Raw genomic sequence first — 25,048 nt, 5'->3', positions numbered from 1 at the left:
AGATGCTTTTTTATTATCAATATGTAAACGTAATCGTCACCAAAGAATATCCTTCTTTTGCATTATACGGCTCAGCTTTATAAGAAACACGGTTCGCTCCTTTTGGAAAACCGATTTCTCCAATTGCTTTTTTCACATCTTGTAAGGAACCGTCCATTGATTGCTTATAAAGAACCTCAATCTTTTCTACTTTTGCACTATAGCGCTGCTGCATTTTATTTTTTAATTCGTTATAGTTATTCGCAACGTACTCATTTGCTAAATAATTTAGTTTTGTATCTTTTAATATTTGTTCGTATGCAGTTGTTTTCGGGCTACCCACTGCAATTTTATTTGTAATTGTATCATAATAACTTGTTGTAGCCTGCGGATAGTCTCCGCGGTTCCACTCGTGATTTCTTGCAATTTGTTCATCTGATAAGTTGAAATAAGAATATGTTACTCGCCCTTGTTTATCAGGTATTGGATCATCGAATGTTGTATCAAGATGGTACCATTTATTATCGATTTTAACTAAATTCCAAGCATGAGGCTGACCGTCTCCAGTTCCTACTACAAAATGATTCTCAATTCCAGCTTCTTTTAATAATTGATAGGTTAATAGTGTGTAACCTTGGCAAACGGCAGAACGATTCACGAGTGCCTCATATGCTGTATACGCTTTATAAGACGTATCGTAAGAAGCATGTTTTACTACGTAATCATGAATCGCCTTCACTTTTTCATGATCATCCATTCCCGCTTGGATAATAGATGAAACAATGGCTTTCGTTTGCTTCATCACATACTCTGTCTGTTCTTTCGTTTCACGATATGTAATCTTTAACGTAAACGTATAATTCCCTGGTGATCCAGAAAGTGAGTACGAAACGTTCGATCTATTATAATTTGTATACTCATTTTTATTTGCGACTTCTTTATATGCGTTAAAAAGTGTATTCATCACTTCTTCTTTATTACTATTTGTCGTGTAATATGGAAGTGTAATATTCGTTTCGTACGTATTAATACGCTTTTGTACTTCATTTTTGAATGCTGTTAATAGTGCAGCATCTGCTGTATTTTGCGCATTAGTATTTTTATATTGCAAAGTTTTATATAAAAACTGTGCATACTGTTCACGTGTTACCGTATTATATGGCCCAAACTTCCCTTCCCCTGTACCAGCTGCAATCTCGTTTGACTGCACGGCACTAATCGCATTTTCTGCCCAAAAACCATTTGGAACATCGTTAAATGTGTGTGTTTGCTTAGCAGAAAGATGAAAAGCATTTGTAAGAATTTGCGCCATTTCCGCACGACTAACAGAATCTTTCGGTCTAAAACCACCATTTCCATCACCTTTAAAAATCCCTAATTTCGTTAACGTTAAAACCTCTTCAGGAAACAGTGTAGAACCTGAGCGAATATCACGATACGGATTGTTTAAAGCAGATCCATCTTTTAATACATAACGAGCACTATCATTACTAAACGTACCACTTTGCTTATTCGGTACTAACACTCGATAAACTAAAGCTGCCACCTGCTCCCTCGTCGCAACATCCCCAAAACCAAACATCCCATTTCCATAACCTGAAATAATATTTTTACTCGATAAATCTTTAATAGCAGGATACGACCAATGTGATGTAGGCACATCAGAAAAAGCACCCGCTTCAGCAGCTTTCACATCACTACCACTCGCATAAAAGAAAGCGCTTCCAATTAACGTTAATGATGTAATTGATTTTAATAGTTTTGTGTACATAATACCCTCTCCCCATACGTCTTCCATTCTTGTTGTTTTTTGTTGGAAAATCTAAAAGACTATGACAAGATATATTATACAATTAAAACTTTTCAGGGGATATATTAATTTGAAAATATGCAAAAACTCATATTAATATAGTGATTCGTACTGATATTATGCTATTTTACTTGCGAATATATAAATGAAAAGAAAAACACTAATGTAACCTTATTAATATACATATCGCTTTTGATCTTTTATTTCGCTAAAATGTAGCCTATAAAAACAATACTATCCCCATTAAAATCGCAATATAATCCTGAGAACATACCTTTTAACATAATTCATTGTATGATTGCCAATTTCATGTCCTTTATTTAAAACAATTTTTACTAATTGTAATTATCGGCATTCACTTCATACCTCCATACAATATTCTTTGGAACTTTTGGATACATTAAGCATTGTAGTTTGCATAGATGCAACATGCCGGCGTGTATACAGCTTAGGATATGACGTTACTCTTGTAAAGAATGGACATAGTACATATAATTCTACCGTATTATCGGCGTCTCAAATTATTAAGCATCATAACGAGATCATAGGTCAATGGTTTGCTTGCGTAAAAAATTCCGAGAATATATAGTTTTAATTCCATTTCCATATTTGATAGTCTATATATTTTTTACTATAGTCTCTTTCATTTTCAAAGAATTGCTTTCCAATGAACTAGTTCCTAAACTAAACTGCCTCGTTTCTACAATAAGAAGAGAGCTGCCCATAAGTCGGTTTCACCAACTTATGAGGCAGCTCCTCTTAGTTTCACCTTATTCTATCGATGAATCCAAACTGCACCTGCAGACTTGTCTTCAGCTTGACCTACTACTTCAAACTTTAATCCTAGTTTCGGCAACTTACGTCCTGCATCTGGAATAACGCTGTTAATATACTGCTTAGAATCATCGAATTTTGCAACCCCTGGTAATCCTTTATAGTCAAAGATACCGCGAGTTGGCGAATTCACTTTCCATGCTGGCGCTTGATCAAATGAGAATGCCGCATCGGCAATTTGATAACGCGTACTACTCTTCACAGTCGGTTGTCCATTTAATGTACCTACGATTGCCTCTGGGTGAGAATCTACTACTCCTAGGAATCCTTCACCTGGATGAACGCCTACCCAGTTATCTGTAAAGCTTTGATCCGCATACCATACAACCATTCCTGTATTAAACACTGGGCCACGCGCATGTTGTAACGCTGTGTCAGAGCCAGCGTAATTTCTCCACTCTACATAGTAGTTATGTTTTTTCTGTTCAAATCCGTTAGACACAGTAAATCCTTTTAACGTCATTGCTGGCTGACCTTCTGCATCATCTGAGAAAACAACTTTTCCATTTACAGTTAATGCAGCATTATCTAACGCAAAGCCTTTGTAAGCTACTGCAATATCTGTTAAATACTCAAATTGCAGTTTTACTTTTTTCCCTTTGAATTGGCTTAAATCGTATGATTTATCAACCCACTTACCATCAGTTGTATCCGCGCCGCCTTTTACATCTTTTTCGCCCATTCTATCAATGCGTGTCTTCGTTCCATCTTCTGCAATCGCATATACGTCAAGGAAATCATACTTCGCTTCAAGTTCGTAGAATGCCTTATAATCAAACTTAGCATCCGTTGCATTTGTTAAATCAAATACTGGTGTCTCAAGTGTTGTATGAATGTCATTTCCTTTTGTGCTGTAATAAAACTTCTTACCAAATGCTGACTCGATATTTTTAATATCTTTGTCCGGCAAGTTAACACGAACGATTCCTGGTCGTTTTGATTTTGTAACACTTTGATCTAAATATGTTGCAACACCGATTCCCGTGCGAAGTTTATCATAATCTACCTCAACGATATTCGCCCAGTTCCCCTTCATATTCTTTTGGAAAAACTCTTTATTTTGTGGTGAGAAACTTGTTGGCTCTGTTCCTGCAATTTTTCCAGCCCAACTTCCGCCGCTCATAATAGACCATGACTCAACAGGTTCACCTTGTCCTGAGTACTTTGTATCGTACTCATCTGGTAAGCCTAAATCATGACCATACTCATGCGCAAACACACCAACCGCTCCATCTTCAGGCTCGATTGTATAATCGTATGCAGCCATCTTTCCGCCCCAATTCGAAACAGAAGATTTTGTGCCATCAATCGCATATGGTTTTGATCCAAGTTTTGAACGATGAGACCAAATCGCATCATCTTTCAATTTACCGCCGCCAGCTTCTTGACCCACACCAGCATGTACAACCATTAAATGATCAATAATGCCATCTGGTTCGTTTTTATTTCCATCACCATCTTGATCGTATTGATCAAATTGATCATAGTCTGCTAAATTAATTCCTTTTGCTACCGCTGCTTTTAATGCTTCTTTCACAAAATCTTTTGGTCCTAAAGGACCCTTGTTATCATGACCAGTACCCGCATCCGAACCGTAATCTGAAGCTTTTCCTGGAACAGTAAGCCATTCCGTTACAGTTCCATCAACTGTGTAGCTACCACCAGATTGTTCTTCATAATATTGTTTAAATGTGTTAATCTTCGATCCATCAAATAACGTAAATGGTTCATCACCAAATAACATTTTTTGATAATGTTCACGATTAAAGTCCTTAGAATACATGTATCCTGGCTCTTGATCAATATTGTTATGCTTAAAATCGCTAAATTCTACGAGTAAAACAAGTACTTTATCTTTTCGAACAGCTCCGTTGTACGCTTCTTGCTTCGCTGGTGCAGTAGGTACTTTTCCATTTAATTTACTAGAATTCAACCCTGCATCTTGTCCAGCTACTGGCCCTACTGCCGGCTGCTGCGCCTGTTCATTTTCCTTCATTTTTGCATCTTTTACTTTTTTCATAAAATCAGAAGCTTCTTGCGTAAGACTATCTTCTGTCATGATTTCTTTCCCAGGGTTTTCCCCTTTCTTTTTCTCAACATATTTCTCAACAGCCTTTGACGTCTCAGCTTGTGATGCAGATTGATCAATTACGCCTCGCTGTTTTAGCGCTTCTGCCAAACGCTCCTCCGGTATTAAATGCTCATCTATTGGTAGAGATGATGGCGCATCAGCATACGCCGCATGACTTCCAAAAGCAAAAGTACTACTTAGCACTGCCGCTGTTGCTAAAACTGATAACGGTTTTAACTTCTTATTCTTTTTCAATGCATTTCCTCCCCAGTGTCTGCGAATTATCGTTTTTTTTGTCGCTAACAACATAATATTCGTTATAATGCGAATATTCAATATTTTTCAATGAATGAAATGTTGAGAAATATTTTTTTGTGCAGGGTAGGATACATGAGATGGAAAAATAAAATAAAAAGAGGTTACAGCAAACTAATACCATAACCTCTTCTGGCCATATTTTTTCACTACAATTTATAAAGTCCTTAGCATGTAATTCGCAATTCATCCGTTTCGTCCTTTACTCCCCCATTCTAATTTGGATAACACCCCTTACAATCGGGTATAAACTTTTAACATTCAACAATTCTTTTTCAAATATTGCTGCCGCTCCTTACTAGCCATTTATATTTTACAATTAACTTTACACAAAACAGGAAAAATCATTTTAAGTCAAATAAAAAAGATCCTAGTTCATAAAACGAGCAAGGATCTTTTCGTTTCTATCTGACATATTCACTTATTTCAAAAATTCCCAGTGAGATTTCTTTTTTTCTGCCACTATTTCCTTTTAAGCTACAACAACAGTTTGTTCTGTGTCCTCCATCCCCTAATTACTCTCACAAAGTTTTTATCTCTTTCCTCTAACCTTTTCCCATTGTAACTACAAATATCTAGTACATACTCTCGGGTAAATTCCATTCAAGATCACCAATTATAGAAGGTTCTACACTTTCAAATTCATCTAAAATACCTCTATTATATTGAACATAATCATTAGATTGTTCAAATAATTCATCAACTATTTGAACTGGTATAGCAAAAGATTTAGTAAAACGTAAAGTGAAATTATATGGTTCAATTTTCCCTTTTATATCTTCTTTAGAAAACTTCCCTGCTTCCTTTAAATTATCAGTATACCCTTCTCCTCCTTTACCCCACCAATGAATATTCCCACTAGTATATTGATTAACTTGAGTTCTAACCTTACTAACGATGTAAAACTCTTTATATTTTATTGTTTCAATGCGCTGATTAATTCCATCTAATGTATTGTAGTAGGATTCTTTATGTTGCTCGTATTTGTCTTCTTCATAATCATCCGCATATTCTTTTTCCTGCATATCACTTTCTGTTTTCAACGGTTCAATAAACTTTGCTTTAGGCTCTATAAAATAGAAATCCCCCATTAAAGAAGAATGTTCCCAAGGAATTTGTTTCTTCTTTGATGCACTAACTACTTCTTTTCTCACTTTTTTAAATAGCTCCTCAATTTTTAAGCCTTCCACGAGAATATGACTGCTTAATACCTTTGTATATAACCCATTAGAATCATCATCATTACCATCACTCGCCGTTGAATCTGGGCCCGTTGCAAATGAAATAAAAGTTCCAATCGGAGTATTCGTGAAATTTTTTAACCCCGTTTCTCTAAATCCCCGTACTCCGTCAGTAAAAAGTTTTGTTCTGCATGCATCCAGAATTAGTATAAAAACACCTTCATCTGATAATGATATTTCTTTAACCATAGATGAAATATTAACTGAAGTAGCGGAGATACTTTCGTCCGTATTTTGCTCTGCATTTGACGGAATTAAATAATTGTCTCCATTTATTTCAATTCCGTGTCCTGCAAAATAGAATAAACCTGTATCATAATTTCTCAGTTCAAATTTAAATTGAGCTATACAACTTGAAAGCGTTGAATACTCAGTATTGTTAAATACTTTTACATCAAAGCCTGCATTTTCTAAGGCTTCCTTCATAGTTTCCGCATCATTTACTGGATTTTTTAAACTTGGCCAATTTATATATTCACTTATTCCAACCACATAAGCTAATCTATTCATTTTGCACCTTATCCTTTGTAAGAATTTACTATAATACTAGTATATCATTTACCTAAGATTATTTTACATAATAGAAGACGAGTTTATTTTCGTAAAGGCGTAGTGAAAGATTATTAACCTTTCACTACGTAATAGTCACTATCTAATAACACCCCTCGACTTAATTAATACACCAAATATAGAATAAATGTATATTGCGACGCATTCGTTGTATGTCTAGCGTTATCCACAACACCGAATGGTACACCTTATAGAACAATACCTTTATTTCTCCTCGAAACACCTCATAAAATTTCCAACTATAATTTTGGAGCACTAAACAATTAAACAACCTAAATTCCATACTTACTTGAACTCATTTTTTAACTTAATTTAAAATCCCTAGTCGTATAAAAATACACATATTTGCATAAAGAGCATACATGACAATGCTCCAAAAAGGGTACATGAAGAAATTTTCTATACCATCAACTATAAAAAATCCCCTCCACAGTAAACAACTTACCATGAAGGGGATTCTTTCAAACTAACATCATTACTATCTCAAACTACCTGCTATCTCCGTAAAGATAACTCCAAGCGCATGCGCACCTGCATCTGGATATCCTAAGCTTCTTTCACCAACTGTACCGGCGCGGCCCATGCGAGCTACGATTTCTTTCGTGTACTCTGCTCCTTTGCCCGCTGCTTCTGCTCCTTTTTCAAAGGCAGTTTTCATGTCTTCTTCATTTGAAGCGCTAGCTAACCAAGAGTCTACACATAGAGCAAGTGCGTCAGCAAGCAAAAGTGTATTCTGCATTTCTGAAAACAGTAGATGGCAGATTGTGACCTGCTGAATCTGCTAAGAAAGAATATACAAGAACATCCTTAACATCATCTTTATTTCCACTAATGATGACATCAAGAAAATCTTCTATTTGGAATTCTGGAGTAAACAACACAATCTTAGTTGTTCTGTTTGGTTCTAAAGAAACAAAAGTACGAGAGATTTCAACTAATTCATTTTGAGTTGGGAAAAAAGTGTTTCGACTTCTCTTAACAGTTACCGTTACATTACTAGTATGGCAGCGTGAATCATTGTTTAACATAATGTTGAGAGCAGTTGGAATAATCCCATTTTCAGAAACTGGAACTCGAAACACTCCAGTAGATTTATGAGCCATATAATCACATCCTTTCAAAATAAAATATATTTACAATATATTAGATGCAAAAAATGATCAGTTTGATAGGGACAAATTATATGATTCATATGTCTATAATTAGAATCTATAAAGAAATGAGGCAATACTTAAATCTATAGCAAAATCCAACCAAAGAATTAACAAAATTAATTCTATATTTACATGGACTCATATTACTTCTTTTAAAATCCTTATCTCAGTATTTATAAAATACATATCTTTGTGGAGAGAGCATCTAGCGAATTTATATATCAATCAACTATAAAATCCCCTCCACAGTAAACAACTTACCATGAAGGGGATTCTTTCAAACTAACATCATTCCTATCTCAAACTACCCGCAATCTCCGTAAAGATAACTCCAAGTGCATGTGCACCTGCATCTGGATATCCTAAGCTTCTTTCACCAACTGTACCGGCGCGGCCCATGCGAGCTACGATTTCTTTCGTATACTCTGCTCCTTTAACCGCTGCTTCTGCTCCTTTTTCAAAGGCAGTTTTCACGTCTACTCCGTTTGAAGCACTGTTTAACCAAGAGTCTACACATGGAGCAAGTGCATCAACAAGCGTTTTGTCACCAACTACCGCTCCTCTACCGAACGATCTTTCACCGATAGATTGTATGCCTTGAAGTGCTGCTTGCAACATTTCAGCGAACTCTTTCACTGTTAACTCACGTTTTTCGCCTGCTGCTTTACTAGCTGCACGGAACGCACCGCCCCAAATTGGACCTGAAGCGCCGCCGCAATGTTCCATAATAATCATCGAACAACCATCAAGGAACGATCCGATCGTTACATTCTCTTGTCCTAAAATAGAATGCCACTCACGTTTTAATTGCTTAAATCCTTTCGCAACACTCATTCCGAAATCGCCGTCACCTGCATGTGTATCTAACTCACAGAACGGTACTTCATTTTTAATAATAACGTCGCTCATTTTATCAACGAGATAAATCATGTTGTTTAATGTAATGACATTATCTTTAATCATAGCGTGCTCTTCCGCTGTTTCTATTTCGAAGGAAACTTCTTTCTCTTCTACATCTTCAAGTACATTCACGTACTCTACACTCTCAACCGGTCCATCTACTTTAAATGCAGGTGTATTACACTCTTTAGATAGTAATGTTTTTAGCTCATCATCTAACTTCATTACTGTTAAAGACATACCAGCCATGTCGATACTCGTCATATAGTTACCGACAAATACTCTATTAATTTTAATGTTTCTAGCAGCTAGTTCTCTCGTCACTGCGTTGTTAAATAAGTAAAGTTCTTGTAGTGGTGTTCCGCCAAAACCATTTACTAGAAGCGCAATTTCTTCGCCCTCTTTTACCCCTAAATCTTTTACAAGATCATTTGTCATACGGTTAGCTAGTTCATCAGCTGACATCGTTTTTTCACGCTTAATACCTGGTTCACCGTGAATACCGACGCCGTATTCCATTTCATCTTCCGCAAGTGTAAAAGTAGGTGATCCGCTCGCTGGAACTGTACAAGAAGTTAACGCTAAACCGATTGTGCGCACGTTAGCCGCTGCTTTTTCTGCGATAGCTTTCACCGCTCCTAGGTCCATACCTGCTTCCGCTGCTGCACCAGCAATTTTATGAACTAAAATAACGCCCGCAACGCCGCGGCGTCCTACTGTATACAGACTATCTTCTACCGCAATATCATCGTCCACTTTTACGTAGTCTACTTCAATTCCATCTTCAGTCGCTAAATGCGCACCGTTTTTGAAATTCATAATATCGCCGCTATAATTTTTAATAATTAATAACGTTCCTTTTTTACTCGCTGTCTCTTTAATCGCCTGGTATACCTGAATTTGCGTGGGAGAAGCAAACACATCTCCGCACACTGCCGCGTCTAACATTCCTTTTCCGACTAGACCTGCATGCGCTGGCTCGTGACCACTACCGCCGCCACTAATTAACGTTACTTTATTCTCGTTCATTTCTTTCTTCTTAATCACTTTATATTTTTTCAAAAGCTCAAGCTCTGGATGAGCCATAACCATTCCGTTGCACATTTCCATTACTAATGTTTCTGGTTTGTTTATAATCTTTTTCATTGTGATTCTCCCTCAATTCCTTTAATATATTGTGATATATTTGAAATCTTCTTCTTACTATCCATGTTAGAATGAAAGCGTTTTATAGTAAACGGACAAAATGGACAATCTGTCTAAAGACACCGCTCTCATTTATGGGTAGGATTTTCATATTACTAACATTCTAGGGTAACTAACTGTTACGATTTATTTAACCAATTATAACTAAAGTTAATTAAATATATCAGTAAGCCCTGCTAGTCAAGTGATTGGCTAGTAGTGAGGGTTAACTGCGGGCAATCCCTAAAGCTGATTGAACTACAACGTGGCTAGAAATGGTGAGCGTGAACGTTGCGAAAGCAGAAAAAATCAATCAGATCGTGCAAGGTTAAATCCTAAACACTAGAACAATGGGTCTTCCGCCTCGAATCATCTAAGTCAAAATAGATAAGATGAACGTTCAACGACTATCTCGTATAACTGACGAGAGTACATCACAAGCCTATGGTGGTGGAAAAATCCTCTATCTCTAAGTAGATAAACATATAGTCTGCGCTCATGTGAAAACATGAGAAGTTCATAAGAGAACTGGCTAAGGAATTGCGCCCTTAGTTGAACGAGATAAATTTTATTGAATCTATCAAACTTCATTGAATATATCGAACATATGTGCTACGTTAGGTTCAATGAGGTGAGAATAATAATGAAATTTTCACGAGTTAGTCAAGTATCAGAATTAACAGGTTTGCATCCGAGTAGTCTAAGGAGAATGCTGGTGGAACACGCTACTATTCAGAAGAACAAATCTTTCATTAAAGGAGTTACATTCTGATGATATTGGCGAAAAAAGTCAGACTGATTCCAACGCCTGAACAAGAAAAAGTGCTTAGAAACCATGCTGGTGCTGCAAGATTCGCTTATAACTATTGTAAAAGAATGAGTGATAGATACTATAAGCTATTTGGAAAATCTGTTTCACAGTTAGCTTTACAGAAACGATTTACAAAGATCAAGAAGCGAAAGAGATATGAGTGGTTAAATGACATCAACGCACAAGTTCCCAAACAGGCTTCAAAAGATTTTGATAAGGCGAGGAAACATTCGTTCAAAAAGTACAAAAATGGTTATCACACTTCTTATAAATCCAAAAAAGATTTAATCCAAGGATTTTATGCCAATTATGAAAGACTGATTATAGGAAAGAAAGTAGTTCATATTCAGTCTATTGGAGAAGTGAAAACAAGCCAACAACTACCAAGAAACAAAAAACCATCCAATCCAAGAGTTACATTTGACGGTCGTCACTGGTGGATTAGTGTAGGATTCCAAGAAGACTTTGAATTACAAGAACTAACCAATGAGTCGATTGGTGTGGATGTTGGTTTAAAAGAGCTTTTTGTAGCTTCTAATGGTATGAAAGAACGAAATATAAACAAAGATGCCAAGGTTAAAAAACTTTTGAAAAGGAAAAAGTCAGCGCAAAGAGATATGTCTAGGAGATTTAAAAAAGGTGTAAAAATTCAATCTGCCGGATATGAAAAAGCGAAAACTGAGCACCTGCGGTTATCTAGGAAAATTACGAATATCCGAAATAACCATATCCATCAAGCAACAGCTAAATTGGTGAAAACCAAACCAATGAGGATTGTTGTGGAAGACTTACCTATCTCAAACCTGTTAAAAAACAAAAAACTATCGAAAGCATTTTCATTTCAAAAATTACACTTCTTCTTTCAATGTTTATCATACAAGTGCGAGAAGTATGGCATTGAGTATGTAAAAGCTGATAAATGGTTCGCCTCAAGCAAGATTTGTTCGTGTTGCGGAGTTAAATACGACCATTCAGTTCAACCAGAAGGACAGTGGAGTTTAAAAATACGTGAGTGGTGTTGTGTTGGGTGCAATAGCCATCACGATAGGGATGTAAATGCTTCGATAAATTTATCAAGATGGGTAAAATAAATGCTTGATAATAGGAGGTAACGATACTGCCTCGTGTGGAGTGTTATACCCCTCGTCCCTTTGGGGCTGCGAGAACACGATGAAGCACTAACTTGTGTAAATTTGATTGAATTGTATAGATTTAGTTAAGTTTATCGTATCGGATGATTCAGATGACCTCTTCTATAATTTCTAAAAAGATAATCGCGAATTCATTGAAGTATTTAATGGAAACAGAGTCGTTTCATAAAATATCAGTGAGCGATATTATGTTACACTGTCAAATGCGTAGGCAAACTTTTTATTATCATTTTAAAGATAAATTTGAACTATTAAGCTGGATTTATAGAGAAGAAACGAAGGAAAACATTATCGACTTTCTCGACTATGAAACGTGGGAAAACATTTTTGATTTATTATTTGATTACTTTTACGAAAATCAAAAATTTTACCGAAATGCTTTTAAAGTCATTGAGCAAAACTCGTTTAATCACTATTTATTTGAGCATACGAAAAACTTATATATGAAGATTATTGATGAATTATCTGTGAGCTGTGGATTCAGCCTTTCTGATGAGACAAAAAATACGATTGCCTCCTTTTATAGTCACGGCTTCGTTGGAACGATAAAAGATTGGATTGAAAGCAAGTGCGAAGTAGATCCGTCTATTATGTCTTCTCTCATGAAAAATATGATAAACAATCAATTACTACTATTACTTGAGCAATCAGCAAAGTAATCAAAGGATGGCAAAAGCAATGAAAAAGATTATGAATGATGTACAAAATATCGTTCAAGATATGCTGCATGGCTTTTATTTTGAGCATAACGACAAAGTAAATTATGACGAAACAAATAACATCATTTATGTAAAAAATATCGAAAAAATGAAGCAAAACGTCGCTATTATAAGCGGCGGCGGTAGCGGACACGAACCCGCTGATATTGGCTATGTAGGAAAAGGAATGCTTACAGCGGCAGTAAACGGCAGCATCTTCACCCCGCCTACAGTGGAACAAATTATCGCGGCAACTCGCCTTATGCCAAAAGATAAGAGTATTTTATTCATCATTAAAAACTTTAAAGATGACGTAGCAAACTTTCTAGCAGCAAAGCAAATTGCAAAAGAAGAAGGAAGACAAATTGACCACATCATCGTAAATGACGACGTTTCAATTGAAGATGATGCTTCTTTTAATAAAAGAAGACGCGGCGTCGCTGGCACTGTTTTCGTTCAAAAAATATTAGGTGCGGCCGCTCTTGAAGGTCATTCTTTAGAAGAACTAACAACGCTTGGGCATGCTGTCATCAAAAACTTACACACATTAGGAGTCGCCCTTTCACCTGCGAATGATCCCGTGCAGGGAAAAGCTTCATTCACATTAAACGATGATGAAGTCTTTTATGGCGTCGGCATCCATGGTGAAAAAGGTTACCGTAAAGAAGCACTCTCCTCTTCTGAAATATTAGCGATCGAACTGATGAATAAATTAAAAAGCATTTATCGCTGGAGAAAAGGAGACAACTTCGCCATTCTTATTAACGGATTAGGCGCGACACCACTAATGGAACAATACATTTTCGCAAATGATATTCGCCGTTTATGTGAACTGGAAGGTTTACATGTGAAGTTCGTGAAGGTTGGTACGCTGTTAACTTCTTTAGATATGAAGGGTGTTTCGCTCAGTTTGCTTAAGGTAGAGGATTTGGATTGGGTGAAGTGGTTAAAGGCAAATGATGGCACGAGCAGTTGGTAACAATAAACTAAAAATTACGATGATAAAAGCCTTTAGCTATGATTACAAGTTAAAGGCTTTTTTATATAAAAACAAATTTAAAAGGAGCTAATTTTATGGAACGTAATCTAAATAGAATACTCACTTAAATTATTTTTCTCTTTACAAATTATATCCAAAAAGTTGGATAGCTTCTTTTACTACTCATATTATTAATGAATAAAGCAATAACTACAATAACTACGGAACCAACTAAAACTGGTGTTACTAAATAACTCCAACTGTTTGCTCCTAAAATAACGATAATTGGATCGGCCCCTGCCGGAGGATGCGTTGTTCTCGTTAACATCATAACGGCTATTGCCATCCCCACTGCTAAAGCAATTGTCCAATATTCATTCCCAAACAAATGATATATTGATAGACCAATGAAAGTTGAAATCAAATGTCCTCCAATAATATTACGCGGCTGAGATAGCGGTGCATTCCAAACTCCAAACGCTAATACACAACTCGCTCCAAATGGAGCCATTAGCAATTCTGTAGAGGTTATACTCGTTAAATATGTTAAGGTGAGAATTGTTAAAAATCCCCCCAGTAGTCCCGTTAAAGAATCCTTTATATTTACTTGTAATGGACTTCTCCCTTTCCCTTTCATTTTTAAAAAATATCGTACGCTTATCGGCTGGGTCTCTTTCTGCTTAACTGTTGTTATATTATCCATCGTTCTCCTCCTTTATTTACCAATCATTATAACTAGAAATAACTAACCTGTAAATATCGATTTTAACGGTTAGTTAAAAATAAAAATAAAAAAGAATCAACTAATATAAGTTGATTCCCTAAACCTCTTCAGATTTTCGATACTGAAATTTTGCTACCTTTTTCCGGTTTCCACATATTTTCATAGAACACCATTTTCGTTTTCCACTTTTATCTATAAATAATAAAACACAATCAGGGTTTGAACACCTTTTAAGAGAAATAAGCTTATTCTCTGCTATTAACGTTAAAGTATCAAATGCAATTAATGATACGAGAACATCCTCAATTTCTCCAACTGGGATGGGTACGAGACGCTGTTCAATGACTTTATATGTAAATGGCGCCTTCTCAATTTGTTTTTCTAAATACGTAATAAAATCATTAGAAATTTCGTGCTGATCAGCAATTGCTTCGAACTGTTTTCTCAGTATCTCTCTTATTTCTAATATGCTAGATGTAACTTGATTCGTTCGCCCTTGGAGTACCTTTTCATTGTCAAAAGGAATATTCTCCTTTACTACACGTAGCCATTCTAATACATCTTCATCTGTTATTAATAAATCATAACGTTGCCCACGCCTAACTAGCTCTGTATTTACTAAATCTAATGAGAGATTTCCAGATATAAGCGGGAATTGTTTTGTTTCCTGCATGTACTCATCACCTACTCTTTAAACAATCATATTCTAAAGCAATATGACGGTGCAACTTTTTATAAATTCACATCCAGAAAAAAGCCCCATGGCTAAAGCGCCTCATTCACATTTAAAAGGAGATATGAATACTTTCTTCCCTTAAAATCACCAAAACCCATTTACAAATCTATAAAAGTAGATATAATATCCTTATGGAACCTTTATTAATTTATAAAGCATTATCAAATGAAACAAGATGTCAAATTTTATCATGGTTGAAAAATCCAGAAAACCATTTCGATGAAAAACCTTATCTAGAGCAAGGCCTTAACTTTCAAGTTGGCGTGTGTGTTGGAGATATCCAGCTTAAAACTGGTTTAGCCCAATCGGTTATTTCTAGTTATTTATTAACTATGAAAAAAGCAGGACTATTAGACTCTGACCGAATTGGAAAATGGACCTACTATCGTCGAAATGAAAAAACAATACGAGAGTTTTCTGAATACGTTCAAAACGAATTATAAAGTAAAAGCTACTAAGCAACCTACCAATTGATTAGTAGCTTTCACACATTCTGCTTTTTTATAGGTGTCCAATTACTCTTTTATAAAATTGCACTACCTATATAAGCAAGAAACATAGAAAGGAGAAATTTTTTTCATATATCATATCTAGTTATTTAGATATCTGTTATTGTATTTTGAATTACATAAGCCTAATAATATTGACATCTAATCATGTAATAATGCACATTTCTTTTTTAATGAATTTACTTTCAAAATACTGATACGAATGGAGAGTTTTATAAATGAAAAAAGTAAATCCTTTACTTATTCTGACACTCGCAATAGGTGTGTTCGGGATTATTACTACCGAAATGGGTATTGTCGGTGTATTACCACAAATCACTCAGAAATTTGGCATTTCAACTGCACAAGCAGGATTTCTAGTAAGTATATTCGCACTAGTTGTTGCTATTTCTGGTCCGTTTTTAATTCTGCTCGTCTCTAGTATTAATCGCAAAATAATTTTATTAACAGCAATCTTTATTTTTGTTATTTCAAATATAATCTACGCTTATACAACACAATTTGAAATCATGCTTATTTTTCGTATTTTACCGGCAGCACTCCATCCACTCTTCTTTTCAATCGCTCTTGTAACTGCTGCTAAACTTGTCCCTCCAGAAAAAAGTGGTCAAGCTGTTACAAAAGTTTTCATGGGTATTACAGTTGGGTTTGCTCTAGGTGTACCATTAACCTCTTACCTTGCAGACCAGTTTTCACTAGAAATTGCTTTCCTATTCGGAGCACTTGTTAACGCCCTTGCATTCATTGGAATATTAATCTCACTTCCTTCCATGCCTGTTACAGAAAAAATGTCCTTCGGCAAACAAATTCGTATACTTAGAAAACCAGGATTATGGTTAAATATTTTAACCGTCACATTCCTTTTTGCAGCCATGTTTTCCGTATACAGCTACTTCGCTGAATACCTTGCAAAAGTAACTTCTATGAATGGATCGCTCATCAGTATCATGCTATTCATATTTGGTATAGTTATGATTTTAGGCAATCATTTATTTGGTAGTCTCCTGCAAAAAAGCATAGTAAACACCGTAATATCATTCCCTATTCTATATTCTGTTGTTTACATATTGGTTTATTATTTAGGTTCCTACCTTGTTCCAATGATTTTCATGGTATTCATTTGGGGAATTGTACATGCTGGCGGATTAATTGTTGGTCAAACTTGGTTCATAAGTGAAGCAAAAGAAGCACCTGAATTTGGTAATAGCCTATTCGTTTCCTTCTCAAACCTCGGAATTACTCTAGGAACAACTATTGGAGGCTGGTTCATTTCAAACCTAGGTATTCACCAGCTTATTTGGAGCGGATTTATATTTACACTACTTTCATTTCTATTAATTATAATAAAACTAAAATTTTTCAATTCTAATAGCCAAGCTTCATTATCAAGCTAGTACGTTTTCAATTTGAATTTTACTCAATACATTCTTCTCTATATAAAAATACAAGTTGTTTTTCTTGTGAAATTTTATAAACGAAAAAGTATGATGATCAAAGCCTTTAGCCATAATTATGACTAAAGGCTTTTTTCTACAAAAAATAAACAACTATAAAAAGGAGCTAATTTTATGGAACATAATAAAAATGGAGTACTCGCTTTAATTGTTTTTGTTTTAGGATTAGTGTTTTTTGTTAGTGGAATGGTTTATCATTTATGGGGTTCTTTTTAATTTCAACTTTTAGAAAGAGAAATAATTCAAAAACTAAAAAGTGTATTGTAACGATTGATGTGCAATATTTCCCAAAACAACAAAATATAGATTTGAATTTTATTTCTCAATGAATAAAACAACTTCACATGGTAAAATAATATTTGGATGGGAGTCCAATACATATTATTAAAATTAAGATGGTTCAAGTCGGAGAAAGGCACCTTAAGGTGTCTTTTCTTTATTTTCAAAAGGACCTGATCAATTATTGCGGAAAAGACACTCTTATATGAAGTGCACCCCAATTGTTAGACTGTGTCTAACAATTGGGGTGCACTTCACTCAAGGAATCGACTTTTTTAGTTATACTTAATGAACTAACGCATGCGTTAGTTCATTAAGTAAGAGGTTTGAAAAAATAGCCTGTATATATTTAAACGATGGATAACTTACCTATTTTCTTGTGTTTGTTTGCACCATATACATAAAAACGTAACATATTATTTATCTGTTTGTTTTTGCTTCTTTTTCAAATACTCCGCACGCAATTTTTCAAGTTGCTGCTTTTTATCAAATTTGGCAGGCGTCTGTTTTTCATGAAACTTTGCCACAGCTACCTGACTTTTGTAATCCAATTGATATTTTCCCACTTTGTTCACCTACTTTTCTTGTCTTTAAAAAAAATCTATTCAACAAATATAATATACCTTATTTACTGAAGTAAACCTTATTACTTTATTAGTTTTTCTACTTATATCTATTTTAATCCAAATATTACCTTATTCAACTAATCTGCCCCGTTAGTTTAAGTAGGAAACTTCACAATTTCAATAGAGTAAAGCCTATTGGTACATAATCAAATCACCTTTAAATTAGACTTCATAATGTCTCATAAGACTTATATCAAAATGCTTATCGTTGTAAATGCGCATTTTCCTGACACTACCCCAATTATAATAAAACAACTTTATTATTTTTTAAAGAATTTTATTGTAAATATGAGTAATGAAATTTTCGAAAACATTGATACAGCCATAAAAAAAACGAAAAACGAGTATCAAGTCGAAGAAATCCTCATTAAGTTTCCTTCCCCCTCCAAAAATCAATATAATAAAACGAAACATTTAATACACATAAAGAAAAATATAGATTTATTAAATCATTATGGCACCCATGAAAGTGCTTTTATTTTGGACGGAAGGGACAAACTATGAACAAAAAGTTATTAACATCATTATTATGTAGCGCATTCTTATTTGGATTATCGGCTTGCAGTTCACATAAGTGATTTTTCTACAAAATAGATAAACCACCTATCACAACTTATACTAGCATAGCAAAAAGTACAGCCTCTGTCTTAACTACAGTAGACTGTACTTTTTCATTTATGATTTTGTATAACGTACTATAACGGGATTCCTTAATCCCTTTGAGTAGATGCTCTCCAATCACGAAAAGATGTTGGAAATCCAGAATGTCCACGTTGCTTTGTAACAGCTGGTTTTTCTTCAATAGTAGTTGACTTTTCTTCAAGAGTAGTCAAAGCTGTCTGTATTTTCTCAATCTGTTCTCTCAGAGCCTGCTGTTCAATCTTTAAATCCGTAAGTAAACGTAAAATCATCTCAGAATTAGCCATAAAGATCTCCTTTCTCCTAATGCACAGAATAAAATACAATATGTAAACGACGTAATACTCGTGACAAAAATAAGTTTGTCAATTCTCTTAAAATACCAAGTACCTTTTATTTTTCAAAAGGACCTGCTCAAGTTTATCCGTAAAAACATAAAGTGAATTAAATCCATTAATATATGGACTTTATGGAAGGAGGAGTTAATATGGGATATGGTGGTAGTTGTGGTGGAGGCTGTGGTTTTGGCGGTGGATTCGCCTTACTTGTTGTGCTCTTTATTTTATTAATCATCGTTGGAGCTAGCTGTTGGGGCGGCGGAATCGGCTGCTAATAAGAGGCACTCTTGAGAGTGTCTTTTTTTTATTTCTCAATATGCAACTAACATATATGTGTTACTATCAAAAGGCGAGATTCCCTAAGCGTAATATAGTAGTTTACCAACTATGAAAGCCACTGTCACAGGAAAACAGTAGGCTTTTATTTTGTTATTTAACAAGATTAGAATAGGGATCACCCTTTCTAATCAGTAACATTTGAATTGCACATTTTAAAATTGACATAGCACTTCATGCACCATATACTGTTAACAACAGTATACTGTCATTAACAGTATATATTCCAATTCATTCTAGGAGGTATATTCATGAAACATACAGGAAGACATACAGGTGCATTTCTTTTGTTATTTTTAGCAGAAGGTGATAACTATGGCGGGCAGCTACTTCAGAAATGTGAAGAAGAACTTCCGGTCAATCCAATTGATAGTGCCATCCTTTACCGCACGCTGAAGAAATTAGAAAACGAAGGTGCTATTGAATCTTATGTAAGTACATCAGTTCCAGATAAGCCGAGAAAGATGTACAAAATTACTACTGCTGGAAAAGAACAATTAGCAGATTTTCAAATGGATATTGAGGAAAAAATGAAAAACTTATCATTTTTCTTAGACAAATATAAAGACTTAAAGGAATCTAATCATGATTAATGGCGCTATCCTTTACACTTTGGCCATTATTCTTACAGGGATTTCTTTTATGAAGGATCGTAATAAAACGAAAGCTGCCCTATTAAAATCATGGAAAATATTTCGAAACCTTCTCCCTGCCATGCTCTCCATTATGCTTTTCGTTGGACTATCACTTTCTATATTAACACCGTCCTTCATCTCTTCCATCATTGGAGAACAATCCGGATTCATAGGGATTATTTATTCAGCAATACTCGGCTCCGTTGCACTCATTCCAAGCTTTGTCGTGTTCCCACTTGGTAATACATTAGTCCAACATGGCGCAGGCCTTCCCCAGGTTGCGGCACTCATGTCTACATTAATGTCAGTAGGACTTACAACCATGCCGATGGAACAAAAGATATTCGGACGAAGCTTTGCTTACGCTCGTAATGCATCTGCATTACTCATGTCACTCCTATTCTCATATATCATTTGGGTGGTGATGGTATGAATGAACTAAAAAGATATCGCTTCTTTTTCATATTACTGTTTGGGCTCCTCTTATTAACTTTTATAAACCAATCTTTAGGATGGAGCGCATTACAATTAACGGGTAATAGCATTTTAGATATGTTGTTTCTACTCCCCCCTGTCCTAATATTTGTAGGGTTACTTGATCAGTGGGTGAAGAAAGAAACACTAATGAAATATATGGGAGAAAAGTCCGGCATATATGGCATCTTATTTTCTCTATTATTAGGCGGAATTGCAGCTGGTCCCCTCTATGTTGCCTTCCCGATTGCAGCACTATTATTAAAAAAAGGCGCAAGCATTAGATACATCGTATTTTTCTTAGGCGTTTGGACAACTGCGAAATTACCAATTATGGTGTATGAATTTTCTTCATTCGGAGCTACATTTACACTTATTCATATTGGCTTCGGTCTAGTATTCTTCTATGTAATGGGTCTTATTTTTGAGAAGTTTTATGATCAGGGGCAGTTGTTGCAGTATGATATAACGAAAGAAATGTAAAAAGACATCTCGAAAAGATGTCTTTTTATATGAACCTTAATTTTCGTTCTGTAAAACCCCCGCTGCTTCTACTCCTTTTTTCTCTTCTTTTAAGAACAACGATATGATAAAAGCAACAATAATAAAGACTAACCCAAGTGTAAATGCACCTTGGAAGCCGGATGTTAAACCGTTTAACTTCTCTACTGGATCCATTGGATTTGCGGAGCTTTCCATATACTTAGTTGTTCCCGAAGACATTTTCGAAATAAATATAGCTGTACCAATTGCGCCAGCTACTTGCTGTAACGTATTAAACAGCGCTGTTCCGTGCGGATATAGATCTGGTGTTAATTGATTTAATCCATATGTTTGTGCTGTCATTACAAACATGAGTCCGACCATTAATACGCTATGCATGATAATAATTTGTAGCATTGATGTGTCAGGAGTAATGTCTTTAAATAAGAACATTGCAATTCCTACTAACACAATACCGGGAACGATAATAACTTTCGGACTAAATTTATCAAATAGTTTGCCTGCGATTGGTCCCATTATGGCGCTAATAATACTTCCTGGAAGCATTATTAATCCTGATTTAAAGGCTGTAACGAGTAAAACTGTTTGCAGAAACATCGGTAATAAAGTCATCGTTGAAAATAAGGACATCATAACAATGATGATTAATCCAACTGATAATGTAAACATCGGAACTTTAAATGCACGTAGTTCTAAAATTGGATTATCGATTTTTAATTGTCGCACGATAAAAATACATAGTGATATAAGCCCAACAATTAAAGCACCATACACTTTCGGATCGGACCACCCTAAATCACCGGATGCACTAAAGCTATACACAATCCCGCCGAAGCCTAATGTTGATAAAAGAATAGATGGATAATCTACTTTTGGCTTTGTTAACTCTGAAACATTTTGAATGTACTTCATTCCAATTACAATGGAAATAATTACGATCGGAACGACAAAGTAGAATAACCAGCGCCAATTCAGTGAATCAACAATTACTCCAGATAATGTAGGACCAATTGCTGGAGCTGACATCATAACGAGTGCGATTAACCCCATTGTCGCACCACGTTTTTCAGGCGGACAAATAATTAAAATCGTATTCATTAATAACGGTGAAATTAACCCCGTCGCTACTGCTTGGACAATACGCCCGACTAACAAAACGGCAAATGTCGGTGCGAATCCCGCAATTAATGTACCGACTAAAAATGTTACCATCGCGATCAAAAACATTTGTCTCGTTGTGATCCATTGCTGAAGTAACGCTGTAATCGGTACTAAAACACCAACAACTAACATGTATGCTGTAGAAAGCCATTGAATGGTTGAAGCTGTTACGTCAAATTCTTTCATTAATACAGTTAACGCATTACCAAGTAACGTTTCGTTTAATAATGCAACCATTGCCCCTAAAAGTAATGCAATTACAATGGGCGTATGTTTCATATTAGAAGTATCAACTTTGCCACTTGTAGGGCTCTTAGTTGTCATATTCATGTATTGATTCTCCTCCTGTTTTTTTACTAAAAAAGCTTTATATACACCGGAACACATGTAATATAATATACATATGTAGATTAAAAAGGGAGAATCAATTTTCAGCCATTGTATATTTAATCTACAAAAAAGGAGAATTGTAGATGAACGATAATGAAAAGCAACTTGATTTACGTATTAGACGTACACATAAATTACTATGGAATTCCTTATTTGAATTAATAACGCAACCAAAACAAAAATATAGTGCCATCACCATTAACCAAATATGCGATCGCGCGATGGTACACCGAACAACCTTTTATAAACATTTTGAAGACAAAGATGCTTTATTAGCATTTGGATTTAAACGATATAACGAAATGATTGCTGAAATACCGCTTTTAGATCGATTAAGCAAACCATTTCAAGTGATGGAACAATTCTTGCATCATGAAGAAATCTGTAAAATGTTTGAGGCGCAAATGTCTGATGAACAATTTATTAGCCGTGTACATTATTTAAGTCATGACACAAGAAAACAGGAAACGGAAGCGTTAAATCGACTGTGCAAAAATCATACGATACCAAACGATTTAATTACCGAATTCTATTCAGGGGTCATCACAACATTAAGTGCGTGGTGGTTTCAAAATGAAAGAAAAGTTTCTGCAGCAGAAATGGATAAACACTTCCATCAACTCATTAACCGGAATATTTTTCAGTTTGAAAAGGAATAACTTCAACATCAAAAAACGCCCATAGGAAAGAGGCTATTGTATAAACCGATTGGACCGGATTATACAATAGCCTCTTTATTATAGAGAAAAAACCGTCGATAAATTTTTATTCCAAATATTCAGAATTAATATTAAAATAAAAAATGGGGCTACGGATATCACAAATTATACATAACGAGGGAATAGAAATGAGAACTCAATTAAAAGCGGATTTAATGCTACTACTAGTTACATTTTTTTGGGGTGCATCCATCCTACTTACAAAGCTTGGACTTGATGACATAGAAGAATATAATTTAATCGCATTACGATTTATTATTGCCTTTCTTTTATCAGGTTTAATATTTTACAAACATTTATTCAAGATTGATTTTAAAACTGTAAAATATGCATTTATATTGGCTTCTGTTTTATTTATCGTTTACATTTTCGCAACGTTTGGTACAAAGTATACAAGCGTATCTAATGCAGGTTTCTTACTATGTCTCACAGTCATTTTCATTCCCATATTATCAGCTATCTTTTTAAAACACATTCCTGAAAAGAAAGTAATATTAGGAATAGTTTTAACGATAATAGGAATCGGCTTATTAACATTGACGAGTGAATTCAAGATCGGTAACGGTGATATATTTTGCATACTGTCCGCCCTATTTTATGCCATTCACGTCATCATTACTGGAAACGTAACAAAACATGTGAATTCCATTGCACTAGGGGTCATACAACTAGGTTTTGTCGGCCTATTTAGTCTTATTTTTTCATTCACTATAGAAACACCAAAACTTCCTAGCACTATCGACTCATGGCTCATCATATTAATCTTAAGCATATTTTGCACTGCAGTCGCATTCATCGTGCAAGTGATTGCCCAGCAATACACTACGCCTACACATACAGGACTTATTTTTTCATTAGAACCTGTCTTTTCTGCAGGCTTTGCTTTCGTCTTCACAGGGGAAACACTTACAGGAAAAGGATACTTAGGAGCGACGCTTATATTGCTGAGTGTGTTGATTGCTGAGGTGGATTTTAAGGGGTTGTTGAAGCTTAATTATAAGAAGAATGTGGAATAATAATCACACATCCACGTTGAGAGAATTCGTTTGTATTATTCTCAACGTGGATGTCTTTCCCTCACAAGAATATTCAGGTGACTGGAGTATATCGTGCTATGCATTTTATTCAGCGACAGGAACTTTATTTCCTGTTGCTGATGTTAGTTTAGAATAAAGCTCAATCAGAAATGTTTTACAACCCCTTATTTGATAAGGGACAAAAGGAAGCCATTTTTATGTAAGAGATTAAACAAACGAAGGAAGATTTTTGATAGCTCTTGGGCATTTTATTGTAGAGATTGAAATATAAATAGTAATCCTTACTGATTTAGGTTGTTTTATATTCACTTAGTTCTCGGCTTCTTTTTATTGAGGAGTAATTGAAGCATTGATTGAGTTCTTCTAGGCTTATAGAAATGCCTATGTTCGCTTCTAATCAACTACATAATCGTGTCAATAAAGTATGAACTATGTTTTTGACTGAACCAAATACATAGGGCCACTAAATCTTGTGTGCGGTATTTATTTTTCGTTGCACAAATCCTGTATTTCTAGCTAATTGTTCTAAAGCATCAGGTGACATATATCGTTGCAATTCTTTAGAAAACAATTCTAATTCATCAAAAGCTGATAATTAGTAATAATTTATAGTCCAATAATCCACTTATGTAAACAAAAAACTCCTACAGGTCTACTGGAGAAATTTTTAAAGATTTTACGCTACATAAAAAATATCTTTTCAGTCTAAAGTTACTTTTTAATGAGATATCAACATTTTCTAAGATTATCATCCTTAGTTTAAAAGTAGCCTTTATCAACAAACGGATG

At 35.1% G+C, this 25,048-nt stretch carries 23 protein-coding genes and 3 pseudogenes; 13 read left to right on the top strand and 13 right to left on the bottom strand.

The window, feature by feature from the left end:
- Nucleotides 1-16: 16 nt before the first annotated feature.
- The 6 genes and pseudogenes from QUF93_RS07310 to dhaK form a co-directional block, all read right to left on the bottom strand.
- The gene (locus tag QUF93_RS07310) at nt 17-1,750 is read right to left on the bottom strand and encodes an S-layer homology domain-containing protein (RefSeq protein WP_289358318.1); all 1,734 of its coding nucleotides are present in this window, start codon (nt 1,748-1,750) and stop codon (nt 17-19) included.
- Between the two features lie 814 nt (nt 1,751-2,564).
- A complete protein-coding gene (locus tag QUF93_RS07305; RefSeq protein WP_289358317.1) occupies nt 2,565-4,949 on the bottom strand; it encodes an immune inhibitor A domain-containing protein in 2,385 nt (794 codons plus the stop codon).
- Between the two features lie 635 nt (nt 4,950-5,584).
- Entirely contained in the window at nt 5,585-6,760 is a 1,176-nt protein-coding gene (locus QUF93_RS07300; protein ID WP_289358316.1) for a caspase family protein, read from the bottom strand.
- 538 nt (nt 6,761-7,298) lie between these two features.
- A pseudogene (locus tag QUF93_RS07295) lies at nt 7,299-7,541 on the bottom strand (DAK2 domain-containing protein); the annotation flags it as partial.
- A complete protein-coding gene (locus tag QUF93_RS07290) occupies nt 7,534-7,923 on the bottom strand; it encodes a hypothetical protein (RefSeq protein WP_002116680.1) in 390 nt (129 codons plus the stop codon). The gene QUF93_RS07290 and the pseudogene QUF93_RS07295, both read right to left, overlap by 8 nt.
- Nucleotides 7,924-8,268: 345 nt before the next feature.
- Nucleotides 8,269-10,020 carry a dihydroxyacetone kinase subunit DhaK gene (gene dhaK / locus QUF93_RS07285; RefSeq protein ID WP_289358315.1) on the bottom strand — a complete coding sequence of 584 codons (1,752 nt, stop codon included), beginning with the start codon at nt 10,018-10,020 and terminating at the stop codon, nt 8,269-8,271.
- 682 nt (nt 10,021-10,702) lie between these two features.
- Between dhaK and QUF93_RS07280 the strand changes: the two genes are divergently transcribed.
- The 4 genes from QUF93_RS07280 to dhaQ all read left to right on the top strand — a co-directional run bounded on the left by QUF93_RS07280 (nt 10,703) and on the right by dhaQ (nt 13,698).
- Entirely contained in the window at nt 10,703-10,831 is a 129-nt protein-coding gene (locus tag QUF93_RS07280) for a hypothetical protein (RefSeq protein WP_000672785.1), read from the top strand.
- Nucleotides 10,831-11,961, top strand: a complete 1,131-nt coding sequence (locus QUF93_RS07275) for an RNA-guided endonuclease InsQ/TnpB family protein (protein WP_289358314.1) — start codon at nt 10,831-10,833, stop codon at nt 11,959-11,961. The genes QUF93_RS07280 and QUF93_RS07275 overlap by 1 nt, the downstream gene beginning before the upstream one ends.
- Before the next feature lie 152 nt (nt 11,962-12,113).
- Entirely contained in the window at nt 12,114-12,680 is a 567-nt protein-coding gene (gene dhaS / locus QUF93_RS07270) for a dihydroxyacetone kinase transcriptional activator DhaS (protein ID WP_000204220.1), read from the top strand.
- A gap of 7 nt (nt 12,681-12,687) precedes the next feature.
- Nucleotides 12,688-13,698 carry a DhaKLM operon coactivator DhaQ gene (dhaQ, locus tag QUF93_RS07265; protein ID WP_289358313.1) on the top strand — a complete coding sequence of 337 codons (1,011 nt, stop codon included), beginning with the start codon at nt 12,688-12,690 and terminating at the stop codon, nt 13,696-13,698.
- A 148-nt stretch (nt 13,699-13,846) separates the two neighbouring features.
- Here dhaQ and QUF93_RS07260 read toward each other — a convergent pair whose 3' ends face one another.
- A complete protein-coding gene (locus tag QUF93_RS07260) occupies nt 13,847-14,401 on the bottom strand; it encodes an HPP family protein (protein ID WP_289358312.1) in 555 nt (184 codons plus the stop codon).
- A 118-nt stretch (nt 14,402-14,519) separates the two neighbouring features.
- Nucleotides 14,520-15,095: a CGNR zinc finger domain-containing protein gene (locus QUF93_RS07255; RefSeq protein ID WP_289358311.1), complete on the bottom strand. Its 576-nt coding sequence runs from the start codon at nt 15,093-15,095 to the stop codon at nt 14,520-14,522.
- A 194-nt stretch (nt 15,096-15,289) separates the two neighbouring features.
- Here QUF93_RS07255 and QUF93_RS07250 point away from each other — a divergent pair, with 194 nt between their 5' ends.
- Both QUF93_RS07250 and QUF93_RS07245 read left to right on the top strand, forming a co-directional pair.
- A complete protein-coding gene (locus tag QUF93_RS07250) occupies nt 15,290-15,601 on the top strand; it encodes an ArsR/SmtB family transcription factor (protein ID WP_002011018.1) in 312 nt (103 codons plus the stop codon).
- Nucleotides 15,602-15,885: 284 nt separating this feature from the next.
- Nucleotides 15,886-17,061 (top strand): MFS transporter, encoded by a 1,176-nt coding sequence (locus QUF93_RS07245; RefSeq protein WP_088057779.1) that lies wholly within the window; start codon nt 15,886-15,888, stop codon nt 17,059-17,061.
- A 755-nt stretch (nt 17,062-17,816) separates the two neighbouring features.
- Here QUF93_RS07245 and QUF93_RS07240 read toward each other — a convergent pair.
- A complete protein-coding gene (locus QUF93_RS07240; RefSeq protein ID WP_000521653.1) occupies nt 17,817-17,966 on the bottom strand; it encodes a hypothetical protein in 150 nt (49 codons plus the stop codon).
- Nucleotides 17,967-18,314: 348 nt separating this feature from the next.
- Here QUF93_RS07240 and QUF93_RS07235 point away from each other — a divergent pair, with 348 nt between their 5' ends.
- The gene (locus QUF93_RS07235; RefSeq protein WP_289375248.1) at nt 18,315-18,530 is read left to right on the top strand and encodes a hypothetical protein; all 216 of its coding nucleotides are present in this window, start codon (nt 18,315-18,317) and stop codon (nt 18,528-18,530) included.
- Nucleotides 18,531-18,736: 206 nt separating this feature from the next.
- Here QUF93_RS07235 and QUF93_RS07230 read toward each other — a convergent pair whose 3' ends face one another.
- Nucleotides 18,737-18,952: a hypothetical protein gene (locus QUF93_RS07230; RefSeq protein ID WP_002116663.1), complete on the bottom strand. Its 216-nt coding sequence runs from the start codon at nt 18,950-18,952 to the stop codon at nt 18,737-18,739.
- 200 nt (nt 18,953-19,152) lie between these two features.
- Between QUF93_RS07230 and QUF93_RS07225 the strand changes: the two genes are divergently transcribed.
- The 4 genes from QUF93_RS07225 (at nt 19,153) to QUF93_RS07210 (ending at nt 20,931) form a co-directional block, all read left to right on the top strand.
- Complete coding sequence (locus QUF93_RS07225; protein WP_000540378.1) at nt 19,153-19,278, top strand: YjcZ family sporulation protein; 126 nt, start codon at nt 19,153-19,155, stop codon at nt 19,276-19,278.
- A gap of 312 nt (nt 19,279-19,590) precedes the next feature.
- A complete protein-coding gene (locus QUF93_RS07220; protein WP_002159060.1) occupies nt 19,591-19,932 on the top strand; it encodes a PadR family transcriptional regulator in 342 nt (113 codons plus the stop codon).
- Complete coding sequence (locus QUF93_RS07215) at nt 19,925-20,407, top strand: hypothetical protein (RefSeq protein WP_289358309.1); 483 nt, start codon at nt 19,925-19,927, stop codon at nt 20,405-20,407. The genes QUF93_RS07220 and QUF93_RS07215 overlap by 8 nt, the downstream gene beginning before the upstream one ends.
- Nucleotides 20,404-20,931, top strand: a complete 528-nt coding sequence (locus QUF93_RS07210; RefSeq protein WP_289358308.1) for a permease — start codon at nt 20,404-20,406, stop codon at nt 20,929-20,931. Before QUF93_RS07215 ends, QUF93_RS07210 begins: the two co-directional genes overlap by 4 nt.
- Before the next feature lie 36 nt (nt 20,932-20,967).
- On the opposite strand, the gene QUF93_RS07205 is transcribed toward QUF93_RS07210, so the two are convergent.
- On the bottom strand, nt 20,968-22,443 hold the full coding sequence (locus QUF93_RS07205; RefSeq protein ID WP_289358307.1) for an MDR family MFS transporter: 1,476 nt from the start codon (nt 22,441-22,443) through the stop codon (nt 20,968-20,970).
- Nucleotides 22,444-22,586: 143 nt separating this feature from the next.
- Here QUF93_RS07205 and QUF93_RS07200 point away from each other — a divergent pair, with 143 nt between their 5' ends.
- Nucleotides 22,587-23,162 (top strand): TetR/AcrR family transcriptional regulator, encoded by a 576-nt coding sequence (locus tag QUF93_RS07200; RefSeq protein WP_289358306.1) that lies wholly within the window; start codon nt 22,587-22,589, stop codon nt 23,160-23,162.
- 188 nt (nt 23,163-23,350) lie between these two features.
- A complete protein-coding gene (locus tag QUF93_RS07195; protein ID WP_289358305.1) occupies nt 23,351-24,238 on the top strand; it encodes a DMT family transporter in 888 nt (295 codons plus the stop codon).
- A 209-nt stretch (nt 24,239-24,447) separates the two neighbouring features.
- Here QUF93_RS07195 and QUF93_RS29005 read toward each other — a convergent pair.
- Nucleotides 24,448-24,587 (bottom strand): annotated as a pseudogene (locus tag QUF93_RS29005) (IS4 family transposase); the annotation flags it as partial.
- Nucleotides 24,561-24,803, bottom strand: a pseudogene (locus tag QUF93_RS07190) (IS4 family transposase); the annotation flags it as partial. The pseudogenes QUF93_RS07190 and QUF93_RS29005, both read right to left, overlap by 27 nt.
- Between the last annotated feature and the right edge of the window lie 245 nt (nt 24,804-25,048).

Origin of the sequence: Bacillus hominis, from assembly GCF_030348325.1 — a bacterium.
GTDB lineage: Bacteria > Bacillota > Bacilli > Bacillales > Bacillaceae_G > Bacillus_A > Bacillus_A hominis.
Note: the sequence above shows the minus strand (reverse complement) of the source record. Positions and strands in the feature narration are given on the sequence as shown.